Genomic DNA, 20,341 nt, shown 5'->3' with positions numbered 1-20,341 from the left:
GCCGCTTCAGTTCGGCCGGGTGCCGCCGGCCATCCACACCCGTCCACCGTCGGCGCGGATCAGCCGCTGACGCGCGGCCCATTCCTGGCGCGGGTCCTGCGCCACCAGCCACTGGATCTCGCCGGCCACGCAGGTCGCCACCGGCACGCCGCCGCGGTAGAGCACGCGGTTGCGCGGCCCGGGCGGCAGCCGCGGCCCGGGCGTGACGATGCCGCAGAGATTGAGGGGATCGGCCGCGGCAATGGCGAGTTCCTCGTCATCGCCGTCGCGTCGCCGTATCGCCCGCAGCCCCGCCACCGCCTCCGGCAGCGCGAACTGCTCGCCGCTGAACCCCGTGACGAAGCGCCCGCCCCTGACCTCGCCACGTGCCTCCAGCCGGCGATAGGCTCGCGCGAGTTCGCGCCAGGGCGGCAGGAAGCCGGCCTCCCGGCGCAACAGGGCGCGGAACACCACGCCATAGCGTTCCAGCAGGGCCCAGGCCACTTCGGGCGCGACCTCGGCGCCGGTGGCCGGCGGCGACCCGTGCCCGACCAGCGACCAGCGGCCCGCGGCGTCGACACCCGCGGCACCGGCGCGCAGCGGCCGCGAGAAACTGGCGCGCCGGCTGGCGGGGGTGATCAGGGCGCGCAGCCCCGTGAAGCTGTCCGAGGTCACCAGGCCCCAGGCCACCAGCTCACCGAGCGCCTGCTCCGCCTGGGTCCGCAGCAGCCCGGTGATGCGCACCAGGTCGACGAAGAACACCGCACCGCGGGATGCCAGGGCGGCGCGGATCGCCCGTGCCGCCGAGGACAGCGGCAGGCTGTCGTCCGGCACCGTGGCCAGCAGCGGCAGCCACGCCGCCGTCGCCGCGCGGTCCACCAGCACGATCGGCGTGGATTTCACCGGCCCGGCCTTGAGCTGGCCCGGTCCCGGAACCTCCGCCCCGGCGCGCAGCCAGGCGTACTCGCCGGTGCCGAGCACGGCGTCGAGGTCGGCCGGCGCGTAGCGCGTCACGCGGGCCGGCAACAGCGCTGCCTCCCAGGCTGCCGCCGGCGCCGCGAAGCCCTGCAGGCGGCCGAGTGCGCGCCGCACGGCCGCGGCGCCCTCGCCGCGTTCCCCGCCAAGCCCGTGCCAGTCGAACAGGAAGCGCATCAGCACCGCGGGGCTGACCGGCTCCACCTGTTCGCGCAGCCGCTGCAGGGTCTGGCGGTGGATGCGCGCCAGCAGCCGACGGTCGCACCACTCCTCGGCAGCACGCGGCGGCGTGCGGTACTGGCCGCGCATGACCGCCCCCTCGGCCTCCAGCGCCAGCAGCGCCATCTGCACCTCGCTGCTGGCCAGGCCCAGCGGCGCGGCGAGTTCCTCGCTGCTCACCGGGCCCAGGGTCTCCAGCCGGCCACGCAGCAGCTCGCGCAAGGCGTCGGCACGCGAGCCGGCGAGGCTGCGAGTGCCCGCCGCCACGGGCGCGATCACCGGCAGCAGGGCCAGTTCGCCGAGCACGGCCTGCAACTGCGCAAGCCGCTCGGCCGCCACCCACAGGCGGTGCCCGCCCGGGGCGACCGCCACCGTGGCCCGGCGCTCCCGCACCAGGCTCTCCAGCAGCGGCAACCAGCCCGGCCCTTCGCCCGGTTCCAGACCGGCCTCCTCCTCGGTGATGAAGCCGGCCAGCGCCAGCGCATCGTGCAGCTCGTCGGCATTGCGCGGGTCGGGCCAGGCTTCCCTGCAGACACGGGCGATGGCCGCCGGATCCAGCTGCGCCAGGCTGCCGGCATCGGCCGGATCGAGCAGGTGGCGGCTGCGCACCGCCTGGGTGCGGCGCTCCTCGGCCGGCGCATCGTCGAGGAAGGCATGGGGACGCGCCGCGAGGATCTCCTGCGCCAGCGGCGAGGGCGTGGTGAGGTCGCGCGCCTCGACGCGCACCTCGCCGGCGGCAATGCGCGCGAGCAGCGCCTCGAGGCCGTCGATGTCCATCAGCTCGTGCAGGCAGTCATGCACAACCTGGTTGACCAGCGGGTGATCGGGAACCTCGCGGTCGCCGACGATGTTCTCGGCGCAGGCAATCTGCTCGGGAAACACCACGGCGAGCAGGTCCTCGGCATCGCCGCGCTGGAACTGCGGCGGCACCTTGCGCCCGTTGCGGAAGCGGCGCAACGCCAGCGCCGTGGTGGCCACCCAGCGCCAGCGCGTCGGGAACATCGGCGCGGCGAGCAGCGCCTGCACCAGCACCTGGCGCACCGTCCCCGGCTTCAGGTAGTCGATGACCTCGGCCAGCGGGAAACTGTGCACCGGGCCGAGGGAGATGACGATGCTGTCCTCGAGTGCAGCGGCCTGCAGCTCGTAGTTGAACTTGCGGCAGAAGCGCTTGCGCAGCGCCAGGCCCCAGGCGCGGTTGATCCGCGAGCCCCAGGGCGAGTGGATCACCAGGTGGCTGTCTCCCAGCTCGTCGAAGAAGCGCTCGAGGACGATGGTTTCCTGCGTCGGCAGCTCGCCGAGCGCGATGCGCGATGCCGCCAGGTAGCCGACCAGCTGGGCCGCGGCCGCCGGCGCCAGGCCCAGCTCCTGCTCCAGCCAGCCGCGCGCCCGCTCCTCGCCCAGGTCCAGGGCATCGGCCACCTGGTCGCGCAGGCGGGACACCGCGCGCGACATCTCGTCGCTGCGCCCCGGGGCCTCGCCGAACCAGAACGGGATGTTGGGCGGCTGGCCGCGGGCATCCGCCACCAGCACGCGGCCGGTCTCCACCTTCATGATGCGATAGGACGTGTTGCCGAGCTGGAAGATGTCGCCGGTCATGCTCTCGAAGGCGAAGTCCTCGTTGAGCGTGCCGATGGGGATCTCCTCGGGCAGCAGCACCACGTCGTAGTCGAACTGGTCGGGAATGGCGCCGCCGTTGGTGATGGCCGTGAGGCGCGTGCCGGCCCGGGCGCGCAGCCGGCCGTTCACCGCATCGTGGTGGATGTGCAGGGACTGCCGGCCGCGCCGGGTGGTGAAGCCGTCGGCCAGCATCTGCACCACCTGGTCGAAGGTCTCGCGCGCCAGCTGCCGATAGGGCCAGGCGCGGCGCATCAGCTCGAACAGCCCGGTCACCGTCCACTCGCGGCAGGCCACCTCGGCGACGACCTGCTGCGCCAGTACGTCGAGCGCCGGACCCTGCAGGTGGATGAGGTCGAGTTCCTCGCGCCGCACGGCATCGAGCAGCGCCGCGCACTCCACCAGGTCATCGCGCGACAACGGGAACAGCCGACCCTTGGGCAGGGCGTCGACGCCATGTCCCGAGCGGCCCACCCTCTGCAGGAAGGTGGCAATGGCGCGGGGACTGCCGAGCTGGCAGCACAGGTCGACATCGCCGATGTCGATGCCGAGCTCGAGCGATGCGGTGGCCACCAGCGCGCGGAGCCGGCCGGCCTTCAGGCGTTGCTCGGCGTCCAGGCGGTGTTCGCGGGCGAGGCTGCCGTGGTGTGCGGTGACCGTGTCCGCGTCGAGCCGCTCGGCGAGGTGGCGCGCCACACGCTCGGCAAGCCGTCGCGTGTTGACGAAAATCAGCGTCGAGCGGTGTCCGCGCACCAGCTCGGCCAGCCGGTCGTAGATCTCCGTCCAGGTCTCGGCCGCCATCACCGGCGCCAGCGCCGAACCCGGCAGCTCCAGGCCGAGGTCGCGCTGCCGCACGAAGCCCGTGTCGACCACCTCGCAGTGCCCGGTGGCGGAGCCGAGCAGGAACTGCGCCATGTGCGCGATGGGCTTCTGCGTCGCGGAAATGCCGATGCGCTGCAGTGGCGCCGCGGCCAGCGCCTGCAGGCGCTCCAGCGACAGCATCAGGTGGGCACCGCGCTTGTTGTCGGCCAGCGCATGCAGCTCGTCGACGATCACCGTGCGCACGCTGCCGAGCATCTGCCGCCCGGATTCCGCGGTGAGCAGGATGTAGAGCGACTCCGGCGTGGTCACCAGGATGTGCGGCGGCTGGCGGCGCATGCGGGCGCGGTCCGCGGCCGGCGTGTCGCCGGTGCGCACGGCGGCGCGGATGCCGAGCGGCCGCAGCACCCTGGCCTGGATGCCGGCCAGCGGCTCTTCGAGGTTGCTGCGGATGTCATTGGACAGCGCCTTGAGCGGCGAGACGTAGAGCACGCGCACCTGGTCGTCGAGCATGCCGGCCTCGGCATCGCGTACCAGCGCATCGATGGCGGCGAGGAATGCCGCCAGGGTCTTGCCCGAGCCGGTGGGCGCAGCGAGCAGCGCGTGGTGGCCGGCGCGGATCGCCGGCCAGGCGCCTGCCTGCACGGGGGTCGCCTGCCCGAAGCGGGTGTCGAACCAGTCGCGGACTGCCGGGTGGAATTCCTCGATCGCCATGGACACCACCCTCACCCGCCGATGTAGTACATCTCCACCTTGTCGGCGTCGGGGCGCCTGGCGGCGCGCAGCTCGCTGTAGCGGTCTTCGCGCCGCTGCCAGGTGCCGCGCACCAGTTCGGCGAGCTCCGCATCGCTGGCGCCGGCGCGCAGCGGCCCCTTGAGGTCGAGGCCATGGGCGGCGAACAGGCAGGTGAACAGCTGGCCATCGGAGGACAGCCGCGCCCGCGTGCAGGAGCCGCAGAAGGGCTCGGTCACCGAGGAAATGAAGCCGATCTCGCCCTGGCCATCGGCGAAGGCGTAGCGGCTGGCCACCTCGCCGCGGTAGTTGCTGCCCACCGGCGCCAGCGGCCAGCGTGCGGCGATCCGCTGCAGCAGTTCGCGCGAGGGCACGGTATCGGCCAGGCGCCAGTGGTTGATGGTGCCGACATCCATGTACTCGATGAAGCGGACGATCACCCCGGTGCCGCGGAAGTGCTCCACCAGGTCGGGCACCGTGTGGTCGTTGACGCCGCGGATGACCACTGTGTTGATCTTCAGCGGCGTGAGCCCGGCGCTGATGGCCTCGCGGATGCCCTCCAGCACCCGCTCGCGGTTGCCGCGCCCGCCGCTCATGGCGACGAACACCGCGTCGTCCAGCGAATCGAGGCTGACCGTCACCCGCGCGAGGCCGGCGGCCTTCAGCGCCGCCGCATGCTGCGCCAGCAGGATGCCGTTGGTGGTGAGCGCGATGTCCTCGATGCCCGCGACGCGCGAGAGGTCGCCGATCAGGTCGGGCAGGTTCGGCCGCAGCAGCGGCTCGCCGCCGGTGATGCGCAGCTTGCGCACCCCGAGCCCGGCAAACACCTGCACCAGGCGCTGGATTTCCTCGAACGACAGCCGTTCGCTGCTCTTCAGGAACTGGAAGTCCTTGTGGTACTTGTCTTCCGGCATGCAGTAGGGGCAGCGGAAGTTGCAGCGGTCCATCACCGAGATGCGCAGGTCCTGCAACGGCCGGTGCAACCGGTCCTGGACGGCGGGCGCGTGTGCGCCGCGCCAGGCCAGTATCTTCTCGCCGCTGTCCGCCATGCCTGCAACCTGCCCGGGAATGCCGTTTCGCCAGACGCTAGCACAGGCCACCGGGTCGCTCCAGCGCGCAGCGCAGCGGTCTGACAATTGTCAGCGGGCGGAACCGGCAGCGGGCCGTTACTTATATACTGCGGCCGTCATTCCCGCCCTCCGAGTCGAGCCGTTGGCACTGCCAGATCGCATGCGCGTGGTCGAGATCCGGGAGCCCGGTCCGACAGCCGTGCTCGTCGCCGGCGAGCGCCCGCGCCCGGAGCCAGGCCCGGGCGAAGTGCTGATCCGTGTCGCCGCGGCGGGCGTCAACCGCCCCGATTGCCTGCAGCGCCGCGGCCTCTACCCGCCACCGCCCGGCGCTTCCGACATCCCGGGCCTCGAGGTGGCCGGCATCGTCGTCGCGCTCGGCGCAGGCACTCGCCGCTACCGGCCTGGCGATCGCGTCTGCGCGCTGGTCACCGGCGGCGGCTACGCCGGATTCTGCGTGGCCCCCGAACCGCAGTGCCTGCCGGTGCCCCCTGCCCTGTCGCTGGTCGAGGCCGCGGTCGTGCCCGAGACCTTCTTCACCGTCTGGACCAACGTCTTCGAGCGGGGGCGGCTGGCTCCGGGCGAGACGCTGCTGGTCCATGGCGGCGCCAGCGGCATCGGCACCACCGCCATCCAGCTTGCGCATGCGCGGGGCTCGCGCGTCCTCGCCACGGCGGGCAGCGCGGAGAAGGTCGCGCTGTGCCGGCGGCTCGGCGCGCAGCGCGCCATCGACTATCACGAGGAGCCCTTCGCCGCGGTGGTCCGCGAGGAAACCGCTGGCCGCGGGGTCGACGTGATCCTCGATATCGTCGGTGGCAGCTACCTCGACGCCAATCTCGATGCGCTGGCGACCGACGGTCGCCTGGTGGTGATCGGCGTGCTGGGTGGCAGCCGCGGCACGCTGCAGCTCGGCAAGCTGCTCGGCCGGCGCCTGACGATCACCGGCTCGACGCTGCGCGCGCGCGAGGTGGCCGAGAAGGGCCGTATCGCCGCGGCGCTGGAGCAGCAGGTGTGGCCGCTGCTGGAACGGCGGACGGTGGTGCCGGTGCTCCAGGAGAGCATGCCGCTGGCCGACGCCGCACGCGCCCACGACATCCTCGAGGCCAATGCCGTCATGGGCAAGCTCGCCCTGGTCGTGGACGCGGGCCTGTGAGCGTGCACAGCGTCCTGGATGCCTTCGCGCGCTGGCGCAGCGCCACGCTGCCGCTGGTGCTGGTCACCGTGGTGGAGACCGAGGGCTCGACCTATACCAAGGCCGGCCATCGCATCCTGCTCACCGGCACCGGCGAATACCAGGGCCTGGTGAGCGGCGGCTGCCTGGAAGGCGACCTCGCCGAACACGCCCGCGAGGTGCTGGCATGCGACACGGCGCAGCTGCTCACCTACGACCTGCGTGACGACGGCGACGGGATCTTCGGCCTCGGCCTCGGTTGCAATGGCCTGTTCCGCGTGCTCCTGCAGCCGCTGCTGCCCTCGGCGGGCTACGCGCCCTTCGCGGCCATCGCCGCGCAGCTGCTCGGCGAGTACCCGGCGACCAGCGCTGTCGTCGTGGCCAGCAACGATGCCGCCCTGCCCCTGGGCGCCACGCTGGTCAGCGCTGCCGATGGCGAGGCCGCCTGGCAGCTGCCACGACCCTGGCAGGAGTGCCTGGCGCGCGGCTGCGCGCAGCGGCGCGGTGCCCGGCAGGGCGAGCTGGCCAGCGAGAGCGTCGATGGCCGCGAGGCCCGCGTGCTGTATGCGCCGCTGCGTCCGCTGCCGCGGCTGCTGGTGATCGGTGCCGGGCTGGACGCCGTGCCACTGGTCGACCTGGCGAGCCGCCTCGGCTGGCGCGTCACCGTCACCGACCATCGGCCCGCAGCGCTCGCACGCGGTGACCTCGGCGCGGCCGAACAGGTGCTGCTCGTGACCCCGCAGGAACTGGCGCGCAGCCTCGATCCCGGGCGCTACACGGCGGCGGTGGTCATGAGCCACCACCTCGACACCGACCGCGCCTGCCTGCGCGCGCTGGCACGCACGACGATGCCCTACATCGGCCTGCTCGGCCCCGGCGCACGCCGCGAACGCCTGCTCGGAGATCTCGGCGCGGCCGCGCCCGATCTCGCCGGGCGCCTGAGGGGTCCGGCGGGTCTCGGCATCGGCGCGGACTCGCCGGAGACCATCGCGCTGGCGATCCTTGCCGAGATCCACGCGATGCTGGCCGGCCGACTGGACCTCCTGGCCGGGGGCCGCTGAATGGCTGCCGCTCCGCGCCAGCGCATCAGTGTCGAGGAAGCCACGGCGCTGATCGCCGCGGCGATGCCGCGCTGGCCGGCGCGGCGCGTGACGCTGGAGCAGGCGCTGGGCGCGGTGCTGCGCGAGGACCTGCTGGCCGAGCGTGACCAGCCGCCCTTCGACCGCGTCACCATGGACGGCATCGCCGTCGCTTCCGGCGCGCTGGCCGGCGGCCGGCGCGACTTCGAGCTGGCGGGGACGCAGGCGGCCGGCGCGGCCGCGCTGGCCATCGCCGATGCGGGACAGTGCCTGGAAGTCATGACGGGCAGCGTGCTGCCGGCCGGCACCGACACCGTGATCCCGGTGGAGCGCATCACCCGCAGCGGCCGGCGCGCCGTCATCGCCGCGGACTACAGTCCCCGCGCCGGCCAGTTCGTGCACCGGCGCGGTTCGGATCACCGCCAGGGCGAACGCCTGCTCGCCGCCGGCAGCGTCATCGGGCCGCCGGAGATGGCCATCCTCGCCCTCGGTGGTCGCGCCGAGGTGTCGGTCGGCGCCTGGCCGCGCATCGCCGTCATCTCCACCGGCGACGAGCTGGTGTCACCGGGCGCACCCATCGGCGCCGCGCAGATCCGCTCCTCCAACGACCTGGCCATTGCGGCCGCATTGCGCCGGCGCGGCTTCCCCGAGGTATCGCGCAGCCTGCTGCGCGACGACCCGGAGCAACTGGTCCGCGAGATCGGCCACCTGCACGAAACCAACGAGGTGCTGGTCCTCTCCGGTGGCGTGTCCATGGGGCAGTTCGACCATGTGCCGGCGACGCTGGCCGCGCTCGGCGTCGAAGCGATCTTCCACAAGGTACTGCAGCGTCCCGGCCTGCCGCTGTGGTTCGGCCGCAGCAGCGATGGCAGGCTGGTGTTCGCCCTGCCGGGCAACCCGGTCTCAAGCCTGGTGTGCCTGGTGCGCTACGTGCTGCCCGGCCTCGCCCTCGCCATGGGTGCCGGGGAACGCCCGGCACGGTACTGCCGCCTTTCCGCGCCGGTGGACTTCACCGCGGACCTGACCTGCTTCCTGCCGGTCATGCTCGCCTGCGACGATGATGGCGAGGTGACGGCCGTGCCGCGGCCGACCAACACCTCCGGGGATTTCGTCGCACTCGGCGGCACCGACGGCTTCGTCGAGCTGCCGCGCGGACGGGACCACTTTCCCGCCGGCTACGCGGCACGCTTCCACGCCTGGTGATGCCGATGGCCCAGGCCTTCCCGCAGCTGCCGACCCACGCCCAGGGCGCCGCGCAACCACCGCCGCCGGCCGGCAACTGGCTGCAGCAGCTGCTGCGCAATGCCGCCGTGCTGCGCTACACGCGCCGCGCGGTCGAGCTGGTGTGGTCCACCAACCGACAGCTCACCCTGACACTGGCAGCGGTGACGCTGCTCGCCGGCGTGCTGCCGGCGGTCGCCGCCTGGATCGGCAAGCTGCTCGTGGACGCGGTGGTCGGTCAGGTCAACGCCGTGCATGCCGGCGCCGCGCCGGTCTTCGCCCCGGTGCTGGAGCTGGTGCTGCTGGAGGGGCTGGCCATGGCCGGCCTCGGCGCCGCGCAGCGCGGCATCAATGCCTGCCAGTCGCTGCTGCGCGCCCAGCTCGGCCAGCGCGTCAACGAGATGATCCTCGCCAAGGCGCTGACCCTCGACCTCACGCAGTTCGAGGACGCGGAGTTCTACGACAAGCTGCAGCGGGCGCGCCGCGAGGCCTCGACCCGGCCGCTGTCGCTGGTGATGCGCAGCTTCGCGCTGTTCCAGCAGCTGGTGTCGCTGGCGAGCTTCGGCGTGCTGATCGCGCAGTTCTCGCTGTGGGCGCTGGCGTTGCTGGCGCTGGCCGGCCTGCCGGCCTTCGTCGCCGAGACCAAGTTCTCCGGCGACAACTTCCGGCTGTTCCGCATGCGCGCCCCGGAGGCGCGGCTGCAGAACTACCTGGAGATCGTCATGGCGCGCGAGGACCACGCCAAGGAGGTGCAGCTGTTCCAGCTGGGGCCGATGCTGCTCGATCGCTACCGCGCCATCTTCCGCAAGATCTACGCCGAGGATCGCGCCCTGACGCTGCGTCGGGAGAGCTGGGGCATGGCGCTGGCACTGCTCGGCACCGCGGCGCTCTACGGCGCCTACGCCTGGGTGGCGACCGCGGCGGTGCGCACCGCCATCACGCTCGGCGAGATGACCATGTACCTGGTGCTGTTCCGCCAGGGCCAGGGCGCCATCTCCGCCAGCCTCGGCTCCATCGGCGGCATGTACGAGGACAACCTTTATCTCACCAACCTCTACGAGTACCTGGAGCAGGCGCCGGCCTATCGCTGGGGCACCGGCGCGCGCGGCCCGCAGCCGGAGGATGGCGTGCGCTTCGAGGACGTCTCCTTCACCTATCCGGGCGCGGCGGAGCCGGCGCTCGCAGGCGTGACGCTGCAGATCCGGCCCGGGGAGAGCCTGGCGCTGGTGGGCGAGAACGGCGCGGGCAAGTCCACGCTCATCAAGCTGCTCTGCGGGCTCTACCAGCCGACACGCGGCCGGGTGCTGGTGCACGGGCTCGACGTGCGCGAGTGGGACCCGCAGGCGCTGCGCCGGCAGATCGGTGTCATCTTCCAGGACTTCAACCGCTACCAGTTCACCGTCGGCGAGAACATCGGCGCCGGTGACGTGCAGGCCTTCGCCGACGAGCGGCGCTGGGAGGAATCCGCGCGCAAGGGCATGGCCATGCCGTTCATCGAGCGGCTCGAGAGGCGCTTCGCCACCCAGCTCGGCAGCTGGTTCAGGGGCGGCAAGGAGCTCTCCACCGGGCAATGGCAGAAGATGGCGCTGTCACGCGCCTTCATGCGCATGACGGCAGACATCCTCGTGCTCGACGAGCCCACCGCCTCGATGGACGCCGGCGCCGAGGCGGAGCTGTTCGCCTACTTCCGCCAGCACACCCGCGGGCGCATCTCCATCCTCATCTCGCATCGCTTCTCCACCGTGCGCCAGGCCGACCGCATCGCCGTCATCGAGCACGGCCGGATCAGCGAGTACGGCACGCACGACGAGCTGCTGGTGAAAGACGGCCTGTACGCGAAGCTGTTCCGCCTGCAGGCCGAGGGCTATCGCTAGGCCGGACGCCGGCCTCAGGCCAGCGCCTGTTCCGGCGGCACGGCGCTCAGCCGCTGGGCACGGGCCACCGCCTCGCAGGTGAGCGCACCGCGGTGCACGTTGAGGCCGGCCCGCAGTCCGGCATCCTCGAGCAGCGCGCGGCGGTAGCCCTTCTGCGCCAGCGCCAGCACATAGGGCAGCGTCGCGTTGTTCAGCGCGAAGGTCGAGGTGCGCGGCACCGCGCCGGGCATGTTGGCGACGCAGTAGTGCACCACGCGCTCCTCGACGAAGGTCGGATCGGAGTGCGTGGTGGGACGGCTGGTCTCGAAGCAGCCGCCCTGGTCGATGGCCACGTCCACCAGCACCGAGCCGGGGCGCATGCCGCGGACCATGGCGCGGCTGACCAGCTTCGGCGCCGCGGCGCCCGGCAGCAGCACTGCGCCGATCACCAGGTCGGCATCCGCGACGTAGTGCTCGATGGCATGCACCGTCGAGAAAATGGTGTTGAGGCGGCCGCCGAACTGGAAGTCCAGTTCCTTGAGCCGCGGCAGCGAGCGATCGATGACCGTGACCTGCGCCTCCATGCCCATGGCCACCCGCACCGCGTTGGCGCCCACCACGCCGCCACCGACCACCAGCACGTTGGCCGAACGCACGCCCGGCACGCCGCCGAGCAGGATGCCGGCGCCGCCCGCCTCGCGCTCCAGACAGTGCGCGCCGACCGGCACGGCCATGCGGCCAGCCACTTCGCTCATGGGCGAGAGCAGCGGCAGCGTCCCGCCGGGACCGGTGACAGTCTCGTAGGCAATGGCCACCACGTCGGCGGCCAGCAGCCGCTGCGTCTGCGCGGGGTCGGGCGCGAGGTGCAGATAGGTGAACAGCACCTGCCCCGGCCTTACCAGCGGGAATTCCGGCGCCTGCAGCTCCTTCACCTTGACGATCATCTCCGCCGCCGCATAGACCTCCGCCGCCCCGCTGCCGATGGTTGCGCCGCAGCGGCGGTAATCGGCATCGTCGACGCCGATGCCGGCACCGGCGCCGCTCTCGACCATCACCTCGTGGCCGCAGGCCGTGAGCTCGCGCACGCTGGCGGGCGTCAGCCCGACCCGGTACTCGTGGTCCTTGATCTCCCGGGGCACACCGATGTGCATGGGCTCGCTCTCCTCTCGAAGCCTGGGACAGGCCTGCGGACCCGGGCGATGCCGGGATCCAGGGCCAAGCTAGCCGTTTCGGCCAGGCCGGACAAGAATGGTTCGCGCCGGGGGTAGAATGCAGTCCCCCACAGCACCACATCGAGCGAGGAAGCCGGCCTTGGCCCACGAGGAGAAGAAAGCGCGCGAGTTCGTGCCGTTGTCCATCGCCGTGCTGACGGTATCCGACACGCGCACCCGTGCCGACGACCGCTCCGGCGACCTGCTCGCCTCGCGCATCGAAGCCGCCGGCCACCGCCTGGCCGCCCGCGGCATCGAGAAGGACGACATCTATCGCATCCGCGCCGTGGTCTCCGCCTGGATCGCCGACCCCGAGGTCAATGCCATCATCACCACCGGCGGCACCGGCCTCACCGGCCGCGACGGCACGCCCGAGGCCGTGGCTCCGCTGCTCGACAAGGAGATCGGCGGCTTCGGCGAGCTGTTCCGCAGCCTCTCCTTCGGCGAGATCGGCGCCTCGACGCTGCAGTCCCGCTGCCTGGGCGGCGTCGCCAACGGTACCTTCCTCTTCTGCCTGCCCGGCTCCACCGGCGCCTGCGCCACCGGCTGGGACCGCATCCTCGCCCCGCAGCTCGACTACCGCACGCGGCCGTGCAATTTCGTCGAACTCATCCCGCGGCTGCTGGAGAAGTGACATGACCCAGGCTTCCGCCCCGCATCACCTGCCTGCCCTGGAAGTCCACCAGTTCGCCTGCCTGGACGACAACTACGGCTACCTCATCCGTGACCGCGAGGCCGGCATCTGCGCCAGCGTCGACACGCCCTCCGCCGCTGCCATCGAGGCGGCGCTCGCCGAGACGGGCTGGAAGCTCGACTTCATCTTCAATACCCACCACCACGACGACCACACCGGCGGCAACCTCGAGCTCAAGGCGAGGACCGGCTGCCGCATCATCGGCCCGCGCGCCGACGCCGCGCGCATCCCCGGCATCGACGTGCAGGTCGGCGAGGGCGATGTCGTCATGCTCGGCCGGCACCGCGCGCGCGTGCTGGATACGCCCGGCCATACCCGTGGCCACATCGTCTACGTTTTCGACGAGGACCATGCCGCCTTCGTCGGCGACACGCTGTTCTCCATGGGCTGCGGCCGCCTGTTCGAGGGCACGCCGGCACAGATGTGGACCTCGCTGCAGAAGCTGCGGGCGCTGCCGGCGCCGACCCGCGTGTTCTGCGCCCACGAATACACGCAGAAGAACGCGCACTTCGCCATCGGCCTCGAGCCGGACAACGCCGGGCTGCGTGAACGCGTCGCCGAGGTGGACCAGCTGCGCGACCTCGACCTGCCTACGGTGCCCTCCACCATCGGCCGCGAGCGGCTGACCAACCCCTTCCTGCGGCCCGACAGCGCGGAGCTGCAGGCCACCCTCGGGCTCGGCGGCGCGCCGCTGGTCGAGGTCTTCGCCGAGACCCGGCGGCGGCGCAACGAGTTCTAGGCAGCCACGCCCGGAACGGTTACACTGCCGCGCCCTGCGGCAGCGGCCCGGTTCCCGCACCGCTGTCCCGCAGGCCAGTCCCAGTGCGCCCGTAGCTCAGCTGGATAGAGCACCAGGCTACGAACTTGGGGGTCGGGAGTTCGAATCTCTCCGGGCGCGCCACTCTCGCCGCAGCCAGCCGGCCTCCGGGCCGGCTGCGACCCGTCCGGCATCCATCTGGCAGCCCGCCGTTGCATCCTGCATTACGGTAAAAACAGGATGTAACCCGTTTATTTATCGAGCTATAGTTCCTGACAACAAGGCAAGAAGAGCGCCCCGGCCCAGAAGCCGCAAGGCAGCCCGCCACCGCATGCAGCCAGCCCGATCCCGGAAGCTCCACGGCAGCCAGCCACGACGCGCGCTGGCGCTGCGCATCGCCCTGGCGCGCAGCGAGACCCGTCGCATCCTCGCGGCACTGGCGGCGCCTCCCGCAGTACCCGGGCGCCGCTGACCTCCCCTTCCTCCGCCTGCCCGTCCGCTACTGCGAGATGATCTCGATGGCGTTGACCTCGGGGTCCTCGACCTGGTGGAGGAAGACGATGTTCAGCGTGCCGTCGCTCACCGTCACCGTGGCAGTCTTGACCAGCGCCGTGCGGGCGCCGGCCTCGGCGAAGATGTCGAGCGACGGGATGACGGTCGCGCCCTCGATCTGTACGCCGAAGATGCGCTGGCCCACCGCGAACAGCGGCGAGTAGTTCTCGGCGAAGTGCAGCCGCACCTGGTAGCTGCCGTTGGGCACCGTGAAGCTGTATTGCATTTCCGGGCTGCCGCTGTCGTCCCAGCGCTCCGTGCGGTACAGCGTCGGGTCGCTGGTACCGGCGATGCTGGTACTGCCCGGCCAGGCCAGTGCGTGGCCGGTGTTGTAGCCGGAGTCCGCCGCCCAGACGTTGCCGGAGGAATCGGTGTAGGCCGGCCCGCCGACATTGCGGCGGATGACCGTCACCGGTGCCGAGGAGGTCGTGGCGCTGACGACGTTGGAGTAGCCGCCGAGGTTGCCGGCGGCATCCGTGGCGCGGATGCGGTAGCTGTATGCCGTGCCCGCCGCCAGGCCCGTGTTGCTGAAGGCCGTGGTGCTGCCGCCGACCGTGGTCACCAGCGCGAAGGCCGAGCAGCCCGCGCCCTGGCAGCGCTCGACCTGGTAACCGCTCACGCCCACGTTGTCGGTGGTGGCCGTCCACGACAGGTCGATGCGGCTGGCGCCGACGACCACCGGTGCCGCCAGCACCGGCGTGCCCGGCGGCGTGGTGTCCGCCGCGGTGGTGGCGCTGGCCACGTTGGAGTACGGGCCTAGGTTGCCCGCGGCGTCCGTGGCGCGCACCCGGTAGCTGTAGGAGGTGGACGGCGCGAGACCGGTATCGATCGCCGACAGCGTCGTGCCGCCGACCGACTGCACCTGCACGAAGGCCGAGCAGCCCGCGCCCTGGCAGCGCTCGATCCGGTAGCCCGTGACCGCGACGTTGTCGCTCGCGGCCACCCAGCCGAGGTTCAGCTGGTTGTAGCCCGCCACCACCGGGGCCGCCAGCACCGGCGCCGTCGGCGGCGTGGTGTCCGGCGCCGCCAGCGTGGTCGCGCTCACCACGTTGGAGTACGGGCCGAGGTTGCCCGCGGCATCGGTGGCCTGTACGCGGTAGCTGTAGGAGGTGGACGGCGCGAGGCCGGTGTTGTTGAAGGTCGTGCCGGCCGTGCTGCCGACCACGGCGAAGCTGGTGCAGCCTGCTCCCTGGCAGCGTTCCACCTGGTAGCCGGTGACGCCGATGTCATCGCCGGCCGCGGACCAGGCGAGGTTCACCTGCGTCGCGCTCACCACCGTCGGTGCCGCCAGCGTCGAAGCGCCCGGCGGCGTGGTATCCGCCGCCGTGGTGGCCGTGGCGATGTTGGAGTACGCGCTGAAGTTGCCCGCGGCATCGCTGGCGCGCACCCGGTAGCTGTAGGAGGTGGACGGGGTGAGCCCGGTGTTGCTGAACGCCGTCGTGGCCGAGGTGCCGACCTGCACGAAGTTCGAGCAGCCCGCCCCCTGGCAGCGTTCCACCTGGTAGCCGGTGACGCCGGTGTCATCGGTCGATGCCGACCAGGCCAGGTCGAGCCGCGCCGGCCCGGCGACCAGCGGCGCCGCCAGCACCGGTGCCGTCGGCGGCGTGGTGTCGGTGGAGCCCTGCGAGATCACCTCGATGGCGTTGACCAGCGGATCCTCCACGTTGTGCAGGAAGGTGATGGTCACCGCGCTGTCGTTCACGGTCGCCGTGTAGCTCTTCACCAGCGCCGTATGGGCACCCACCAGGGAGAACACGTCGAGCGCCGGCTCGACCGTCACGCCTTCGATCTGGATGCCGAAGATGCGCTGGCCCACCGCGAACAGCGGCGGGTAGTTCTCGGCGAAGTGCAGGCGCACGGTGTACGTGCCCCTGGGCACGGTGATGCTGTACTGCATCTCCGGGCTGCCACCATCGTCCCAGCGCTCGGTCCGGTAGAGGGTCGGATCGCTGGTGCCGGCGATGCTGGTGCTGCCCGGCCAGCCGAGCGCATGGCCGGTGTTGAAGCCGGTGTCCGCCAGCCAGCTGTTGCCGGTCGAATCCGTATACGACGGCCCGCCGACGTTGATGCGGATGGCGACCGCGGGCGGTGCCGGGGTGCTGGCGCTGGCGATATTCGACCAGGCGCTGAAGTTGCCGGCCGCATCGGTGGCGCGCACGCGGAAGCTGTAGGCGGTGGACGGCGTCAGCGGCGTGCTGCTGAAGCTGGTCGTCGCCGAGCTGCCGATCTGCGCGAAGCTGCTGCAGCCGACGCCGGCGCAGCGCTCGATCACGTAGCCCGTGACGCCCAGGTTGTCGGTGGAGGCGCTCCAGGACAGGTTGATCTGCGTGGAGCTGACCACCGTGGGCGCCGCCAGCACCGGCGCCGTGGGCGGCGTGGTGTCGGGCGGCGTCTGCGTCACCGCGGTGCCGGTGTTGGACCAGGGCCCGAAGTTGCCGGCCGCATCGGTGGCACGCACGCGATAACTGTAGCTGGTGGCCGGCGTCAGGCCGGGGTCGGCATAGGTCAGCACGTTGCCGGCGACGGTGGTCACCAGGGTGAAGGCCGAGCAGCCCGCGCCCTGGCAACGTTCCACCTGGTAGCCGGTGACGCCGACCGCATCGCTGGCGGCACTCCAGGACAGGCTGATCTGTGTCGAACTCGCCGGCAGCGGCGCCGCGAGCACCGGCGCGGTGGGCGGCGTGGTGTCCGGGGCCGTCGGCGTGACGCCCGTGCCGGTGTTGGACCAGCCGCTGAGGTTGCCGGCCGCATCGGTGGCGCGCACGCGGTAACTGTAGCTGGTGTTGCCGGCCAGCCCGGTGTTGCTGAAGGCGGTGACTCCGCCGCCGACGCTGGCGACCTGGGCGAAGCTGGAGCAGCCCGCGCCCTGGCAGCGCTCGATCAGGTAGCCGGTGACACCCACCGCATCCGTGGATGCGCTCCAGGCGAGGTCGATCTGCGTGGCACTCACCACCACCGGCGCTGCCAGCACCGGCACGGTCGGCGGCGTGGTGTCGGCCGAAGCCTGGGTGGTCGCCGTCGCCACGTTGGACCAGGCGCCGAGGTTGCCGGCCGCATCCGTGGCGCGCACCCGGTAGCTGTAGCTGGTGGCAGCAGTCAGGCCGATGTCGTTGAAGGCGGTGCCTGTGGGCGTCGCCACCTGCAGGAAGTTCGAGCAGCCGGCACCCTGGCAGCGCTCGAGCTGGTAGCCGGTGACGCCGATGTTGTCGGTGGCTGCGCTCCACGACAGGTTGAGCTGGGTAGCCCCGGCGACCACCGGGGTCGCCAGTACCGGCGTCGAGGGCGGCGTGGTATCCGGCGTGGCTGCCGCCGAGACGATCTCGATGGCATTGATCTCGGGATCCTCGATGTTGTGCACGAGGACGATGTCGAGCGTGCTGTCGGTGACCGTGGTGTCGATGGTCTTCACCAGGGCGGCGTTCGCACCGGCCTCGGCAAAGACGTCGAGCGCCGGGATCACGGTGACGCCCTCCACCTGCACGCCGAAGACGCGCTTGCCGACCGCGAACAGCGGCGCGTAGTTCTCCGCGAAGTGCAGCTTCACCTGGTAGCTGCCATTCGGCACATTGAAGCTGTACTGCAGTTCCGGCGCCGAGCCGTCATCCCAGCGCTCGGTGCGGAACAGCGCCGGATCGCTGGTGCCGCTGATGATGGTGGCGTCCGGCCAGGCAAGCGGGTGGCCGGTATTGAAGGCGGTATCCGCGCTCCACAGGTTGCCCACCGTGTCCATGTAGGCCGGGCCACCGGCATTGACGCGGATCTGCACCGGCGGCGGCGCCGCCGTCACGGCGCTGACCACGTTGGAGTAGTTGCTGAAGTTGCCGGCGGCATCGCTGGCGCGGACGCGGAAGCTGTAGCTGGTGGAGCCGAGCAGGCCGGTGGCGGCAAAGGCCGTGGTGCCCGACACGCCCACCAGCGAGAAGTTGCTGCAACCCGCGCCCTGGCAGCGCTCGACCTGGTAGCCGGTGACACCGACGTTGTCGTCGGAAGCCACCCAGGAGAGGTTGACCTGGTTGTAGCCGGCCACCGTCGCCAGCAGGCTGTTGGGCGCCGTGGGCGGGCTGGTGTCCTGCGACGGGCAGTCCGGATAGATCTTCGACGACTTGCGCACCGTCAGCCCCTGCGGATCGGAGACGGTGAGCTGCAGCTCGTAGTAGTAGGTCTCGCTGTCGCAGCCCAGCGGGGAGATCTGCGTGGTGGTACTGCAACTGGGTACCGGCGGATCCTGATGGGTGTGGCTGTTGTGGTGCAGGATGGTGATCCAGCTGCAGCTCACGCTGCCCGGACCGGTCTCGGCATCGATGATGTCCGCCTGCAGCGGCAGCTGGGTCGGCGCGAGGATGCTGTACTTGTCGCCGTCCAGCGGGCTGGTGATGGTGACGTCAGGCGGCGTGTTGTTCGGCGAGATCAGCACCGTGGCCGTGGACGTCAGCCCGCCTGAATCGCGGGCCGTGAGCGTCGCCGTGAAGGTGGCGAGGCCCGTGGCGGTGTAGGTGTGGCTGGCGGTGACGCCGCTTGCCGTCGGGCTGCCATCGCCGAAGTTCCAGGTGTAGGTGATGGTGCCGCCGTTGGCGTCGGTGGTCAGGCTGGCATCGAAGTTCACGGTCAGCGGACTCGGCCCGTACTGCCGGTCCACGGTGGCCACCGCATTGGGCGGCACGTTGGTATTGGGCGTGTAGCTGATCTTCTTGACGTACGCGGTCCAGGCGATGTAGTACAGCCCGCCGCTCACCGGGTTGCTGGCAATGGAGACGATGCCGCCGAGGTTGTCGCCGAAGTTGCGGACTTCCTTGAGCGTGTTGTTGCTGTCGAAGACGAAGTTCTTGATCCACTGGCCGCCGTACTCGCCGTGGAAATAGGTGTCGTGGTACTGCGCCGGGAAGTCGCTGCCCTCGTACCAGATGCCGCCGGTGGAAGAATTGCCCGGGAAGGGCGAGCCCAGCACGATGCTCGAGTCCGGTGCCGTGCTGCCGATGGGCCAGGCTACCGCCGTATTGCCCTGGAACGCGGCGAAACGCGAGGTACTGGTGTTGTGGTGCCAGTCCAGCGCCGGGCGCTGGTGCAGGAAGACGTCCGCACTGGTGATCTGCTGGCCCGCGTTGCAGGGATTCGGCCAGCTTGGCGTGCCTCTGGTGTCCTGCTTGAGCAGCTCGCGGAACTGGAAGTACTGGCGGGTGCAGGTGGTGCCGTTGTAGAGGGGATTGGGCGCGTCCTCGTTCTCGGCCACGCCGTTGCTGTAGTAGTCGTTCTGCTGCTCCTGGCCCTCGAACAGCGGCCAGCCGAAATTCTCGCCGCCGAAGCGCACCACGTTGAGGTCTTCCCAGGTGCTCCAGCCGACGTCGCCCACGTACAGCACGCCGGGATTGCCGTCACCCGGGTTGTGGCTGCCGGTCCCCGGGCGCAGCGTGAAGCGGAAGGGATTGCGCAGGCCCAGCGCCCAGACGCGTGACTTCGCCGCGCGCGGCGCCAGCGGATCATAGAAGGGATTGCTCGCCAGGCCATCGCCCGTGTCCGGGTTCAGCCGCAGGATCTTGCCGTTGAGCGAGTTCACCATCTGCACGCGGTAGGAGCCGACGTCCTCCGCCGGGCGGATGATGCCCTCGGCGATCGCCTGGCTGTGATAGGAATCCGAGCCCGGGCCCCAGTCCACGCCGTTGTAGCTGGCGCCGTCGCCGCAGGTGACCAGCAAGCTGCCATCCTGGCCGAACACCAGCGAGCCGACGCCGTGGGACTCGTGCAGGATCGGGCAGCCGGTGTTGCGCGGCTTGGCCGGATTCAGCTGGTTCGGGTCGCTGAACCACCAGGATTCACCCAGCAGCACGGTGCGCGTGCTGGTGTCGATGCCGTTGGCGCGGCTGTAGTCGCTGTCGCCGAGCGGGCGCGTGGCCTGGTAGCGCACGACGCGGCCGATGGTGGGCTGGAACGGCGTATGGGTGCCGGGCGTGTAGCCGGGCCCGCACACCGGCGGCCCCAGCGGCGGCGAGTCGCAGTTCACCAGGTGATGGCGTTCCACGGTGAACAGCACGTAGACGTAGCCGTTGTTGACGAAGTTCGGGTGCAGGGCGAAGCCCAGCATGCCGTGGTCGCGGTAGGCCGCGACCTCGTTGCGCATGTCGAGGAAGCGGCTGCCGAGCGGGCTGGCGGCATCGATGACCCAGACGCTGCCGTTGCGTTCCCAGACGAACAACCGGCCGTTGGGCGCGAATGCGAGGCCGACTGCTTCCTGCCAGGGCTGGCCGTCCGGGCGGTTGATGGTGGTCTCGGTGAAGCCCGCCGGCAGCGCCGCCAGCGACATCTGCGGCAGGAACAGCGCGGCGGCGGCAGCACAGGCCGCGAGCCACGCGGAACGGGATCGGCGCAGGAAGGTCTTCATCCGTGATTCTCCCCGATGGGCGCCG

Annotated in this window: 11 protein-coding genes and 1 tRNA gene; 8 read left to right on the top strand and 4 right to left on the bottom strand. The window is 71.3% G+C overall.

Annotation, left to right across the window (positions count from 1 at the left end; all coding sequences use genetic code 11):
- Positions 1-6: 6 nt before the first annotated feature.
- Both HRU81_02500 and moaA read right to left on the bottom strand, forming a co-directional pair.
- Positions 7-4,320 carry a DEAD/DEAH box helicase gene (locus HRU81_02500; GenBank protein ID QOJ31068.1) on the bottom strand — a complete coding sequence of 1,438 codons (4,314 nt, stop codon included), beginning with the start codon at positions 4,318-4,320 and terminating at the stop codon, positions 7-9.
- 11 nt (positions 4,321-4,331) lie between these two features.
- Complete coding sequence (gene moaA, locus HRU81_02495; protein QOJ31067.1) at positions 4,332-5,387, bottom strand: GTP 3',8-cyclase MoaA; 1,056 nt, start codon at positions 5,385-5,387, stop codon at positions 4,332-4,334.
- Between the two features lie 181 nt (positions 5,388-5,568).
- Between moaA and HRU81_02490 the strand changes: the two genes are divergently transcribed.
- Genes HRU81_02490 through HRU81_02475 form a run of 4 tightly spaced genes read left to right on the top strand, consistent with a single transcriptional unit; the run spans position 5,569 to position 10,750 of the window.
- Positions 5,569-6,558 (top strand): NAD(P)H-quinone oxidoreductase, encoded by a 990-nt coding sequence (locus HRU81_02490; GenBank protein ID QOJ33250.1) that lies wholly within the window; start codon positions 5,569-5,571, stop codon positions 6,556-6,558.
- Positions 6,555-7,637: an XdhC family protein gene (locus HRU81_02485; GenBank protein ID QOJ31066.1), complete on the top strand. Its 1,083-nt coding sequence runs from the start codon at positions 6,555-6,557 to the stop codon at positions 7,635-7,637. Before HRU81_02490 ends, HRU81_02485 begins: the two co-directional genes overlap by 4 nt.
- Positions 7,638-8,858 (top strand): molybdopterin molybdotransferase MoeA, encoded by a 1,221-nt coding sequence (locus tag HRU81_02480; protein QOJ31065.1) that lies wholly within the window; start codon positions 7,638-7,640, stop codon positions 8,856-8,858.
- A gap of 5 nt (positions 8,859-8,863) precedes the next feature.
- Positions 8,864-10,750, top strand: a complete 1,887-nt coding sequence (locus HRU81_02475; protein QOJ31064.1) for an ABC transporter ATP-binding protein — start codon at positions 8,864-8,866, stop codon at positions 10,748-10,750.
- 14 nt (positions 10,751-10,764) lie between these two features.
- On the opposite strand, the gene ald is transcribed toward HRU81_02475, so the two are convergent.
- Positions 10,765-11,880, bottom strand: a complete 1,116-nt coding sequence (ald, locus tag HRU81_02470; GenBank protein ID QOJ31063.1) for an alanine dehydrogenase — start codon at positions 11,878-11,880, stop codon at positions 10,765-10,767.
- A gap of 118 nt (positions 11,881-11,998) precedes the next feature.
- On the opposite strand from ald, the gene moaB reads away from it, so the two are divergent.
- The 4 genes from moaB (at position 11,999) to HRU81_02450 (ending at position 13,863) form a co-directional block, all read left to right on the top strand.
- A complete protein-coding gene (gene moaB, locus HRU81_02465) occupies positions 11,999-12,574 on the top strand; it encodes a molybdenum cofactor biosynthesis protein B (GenBank protein QOJ31062.1) in 576 nt (191 codons plus the stop codon).
- Between the two features lie 28 nt (positions 12,575-12,602).
- Positions 12,603-13,373, top strand: coding sequence for a hydroxyacylglutathione hydrolase (gene gloB / locus HRU81_02460; protein ID QOJ33249.1), 771 nt, complete (start codon positions 12,603-12,605; stop codon positions 13,371-13,373).
- 85 nt (positions 13,374-13,458) lie between these two features.
- Positions 13,459-13,535, top strand: a tRNA-Arg gene (locus tag HRU81_02455).
- A 187-nt stretch (positions 13,536-13,722) separates the two neighbouring features.
- The gene (locus HRU81_02450) at positions 13,723-13,863 is read left to right on the top strand and encodes a hypothetical protein (GenBank protein QOJ31061.1); all 141 of its coding nucleotides are present in this window, start codon (positions 13,723-13,725) and stop codon (positions 13,861-13,863) included.
- Positions 13,864-13,890: 27 nt separating this feature from the next.
- Here HRU81_02450 and HRU81_02445 read toward each other — a convergent pair whose 3' ends face one another.
- Positions 13,891-20,316 carry a fibronectin type III domain-containing protein gene (locus HRU81_02445; GenBank protein QOJ31060.1) on the bottom strand — a complete coding sequence of 2,142 codons (6,426 nt, stop codon included), beginning with the start codon at positions 20,314-20,316 and terminating at the stop codon, positions 13,891-13,893.
- Positions 20,317-20,341: the final 25 nt, after the last annotated feature.

The organism is Gammaproteobacteria bacterium, from assembly GCA_015709695.1.
Classification (GTDB): domain Bacteria; phylum Pseudomonadota; class Gammaproteobacteria; order Steroidobacterales.
This window is presented reverse-complemented; position numbering and strand designations above follow the sequence as displayed.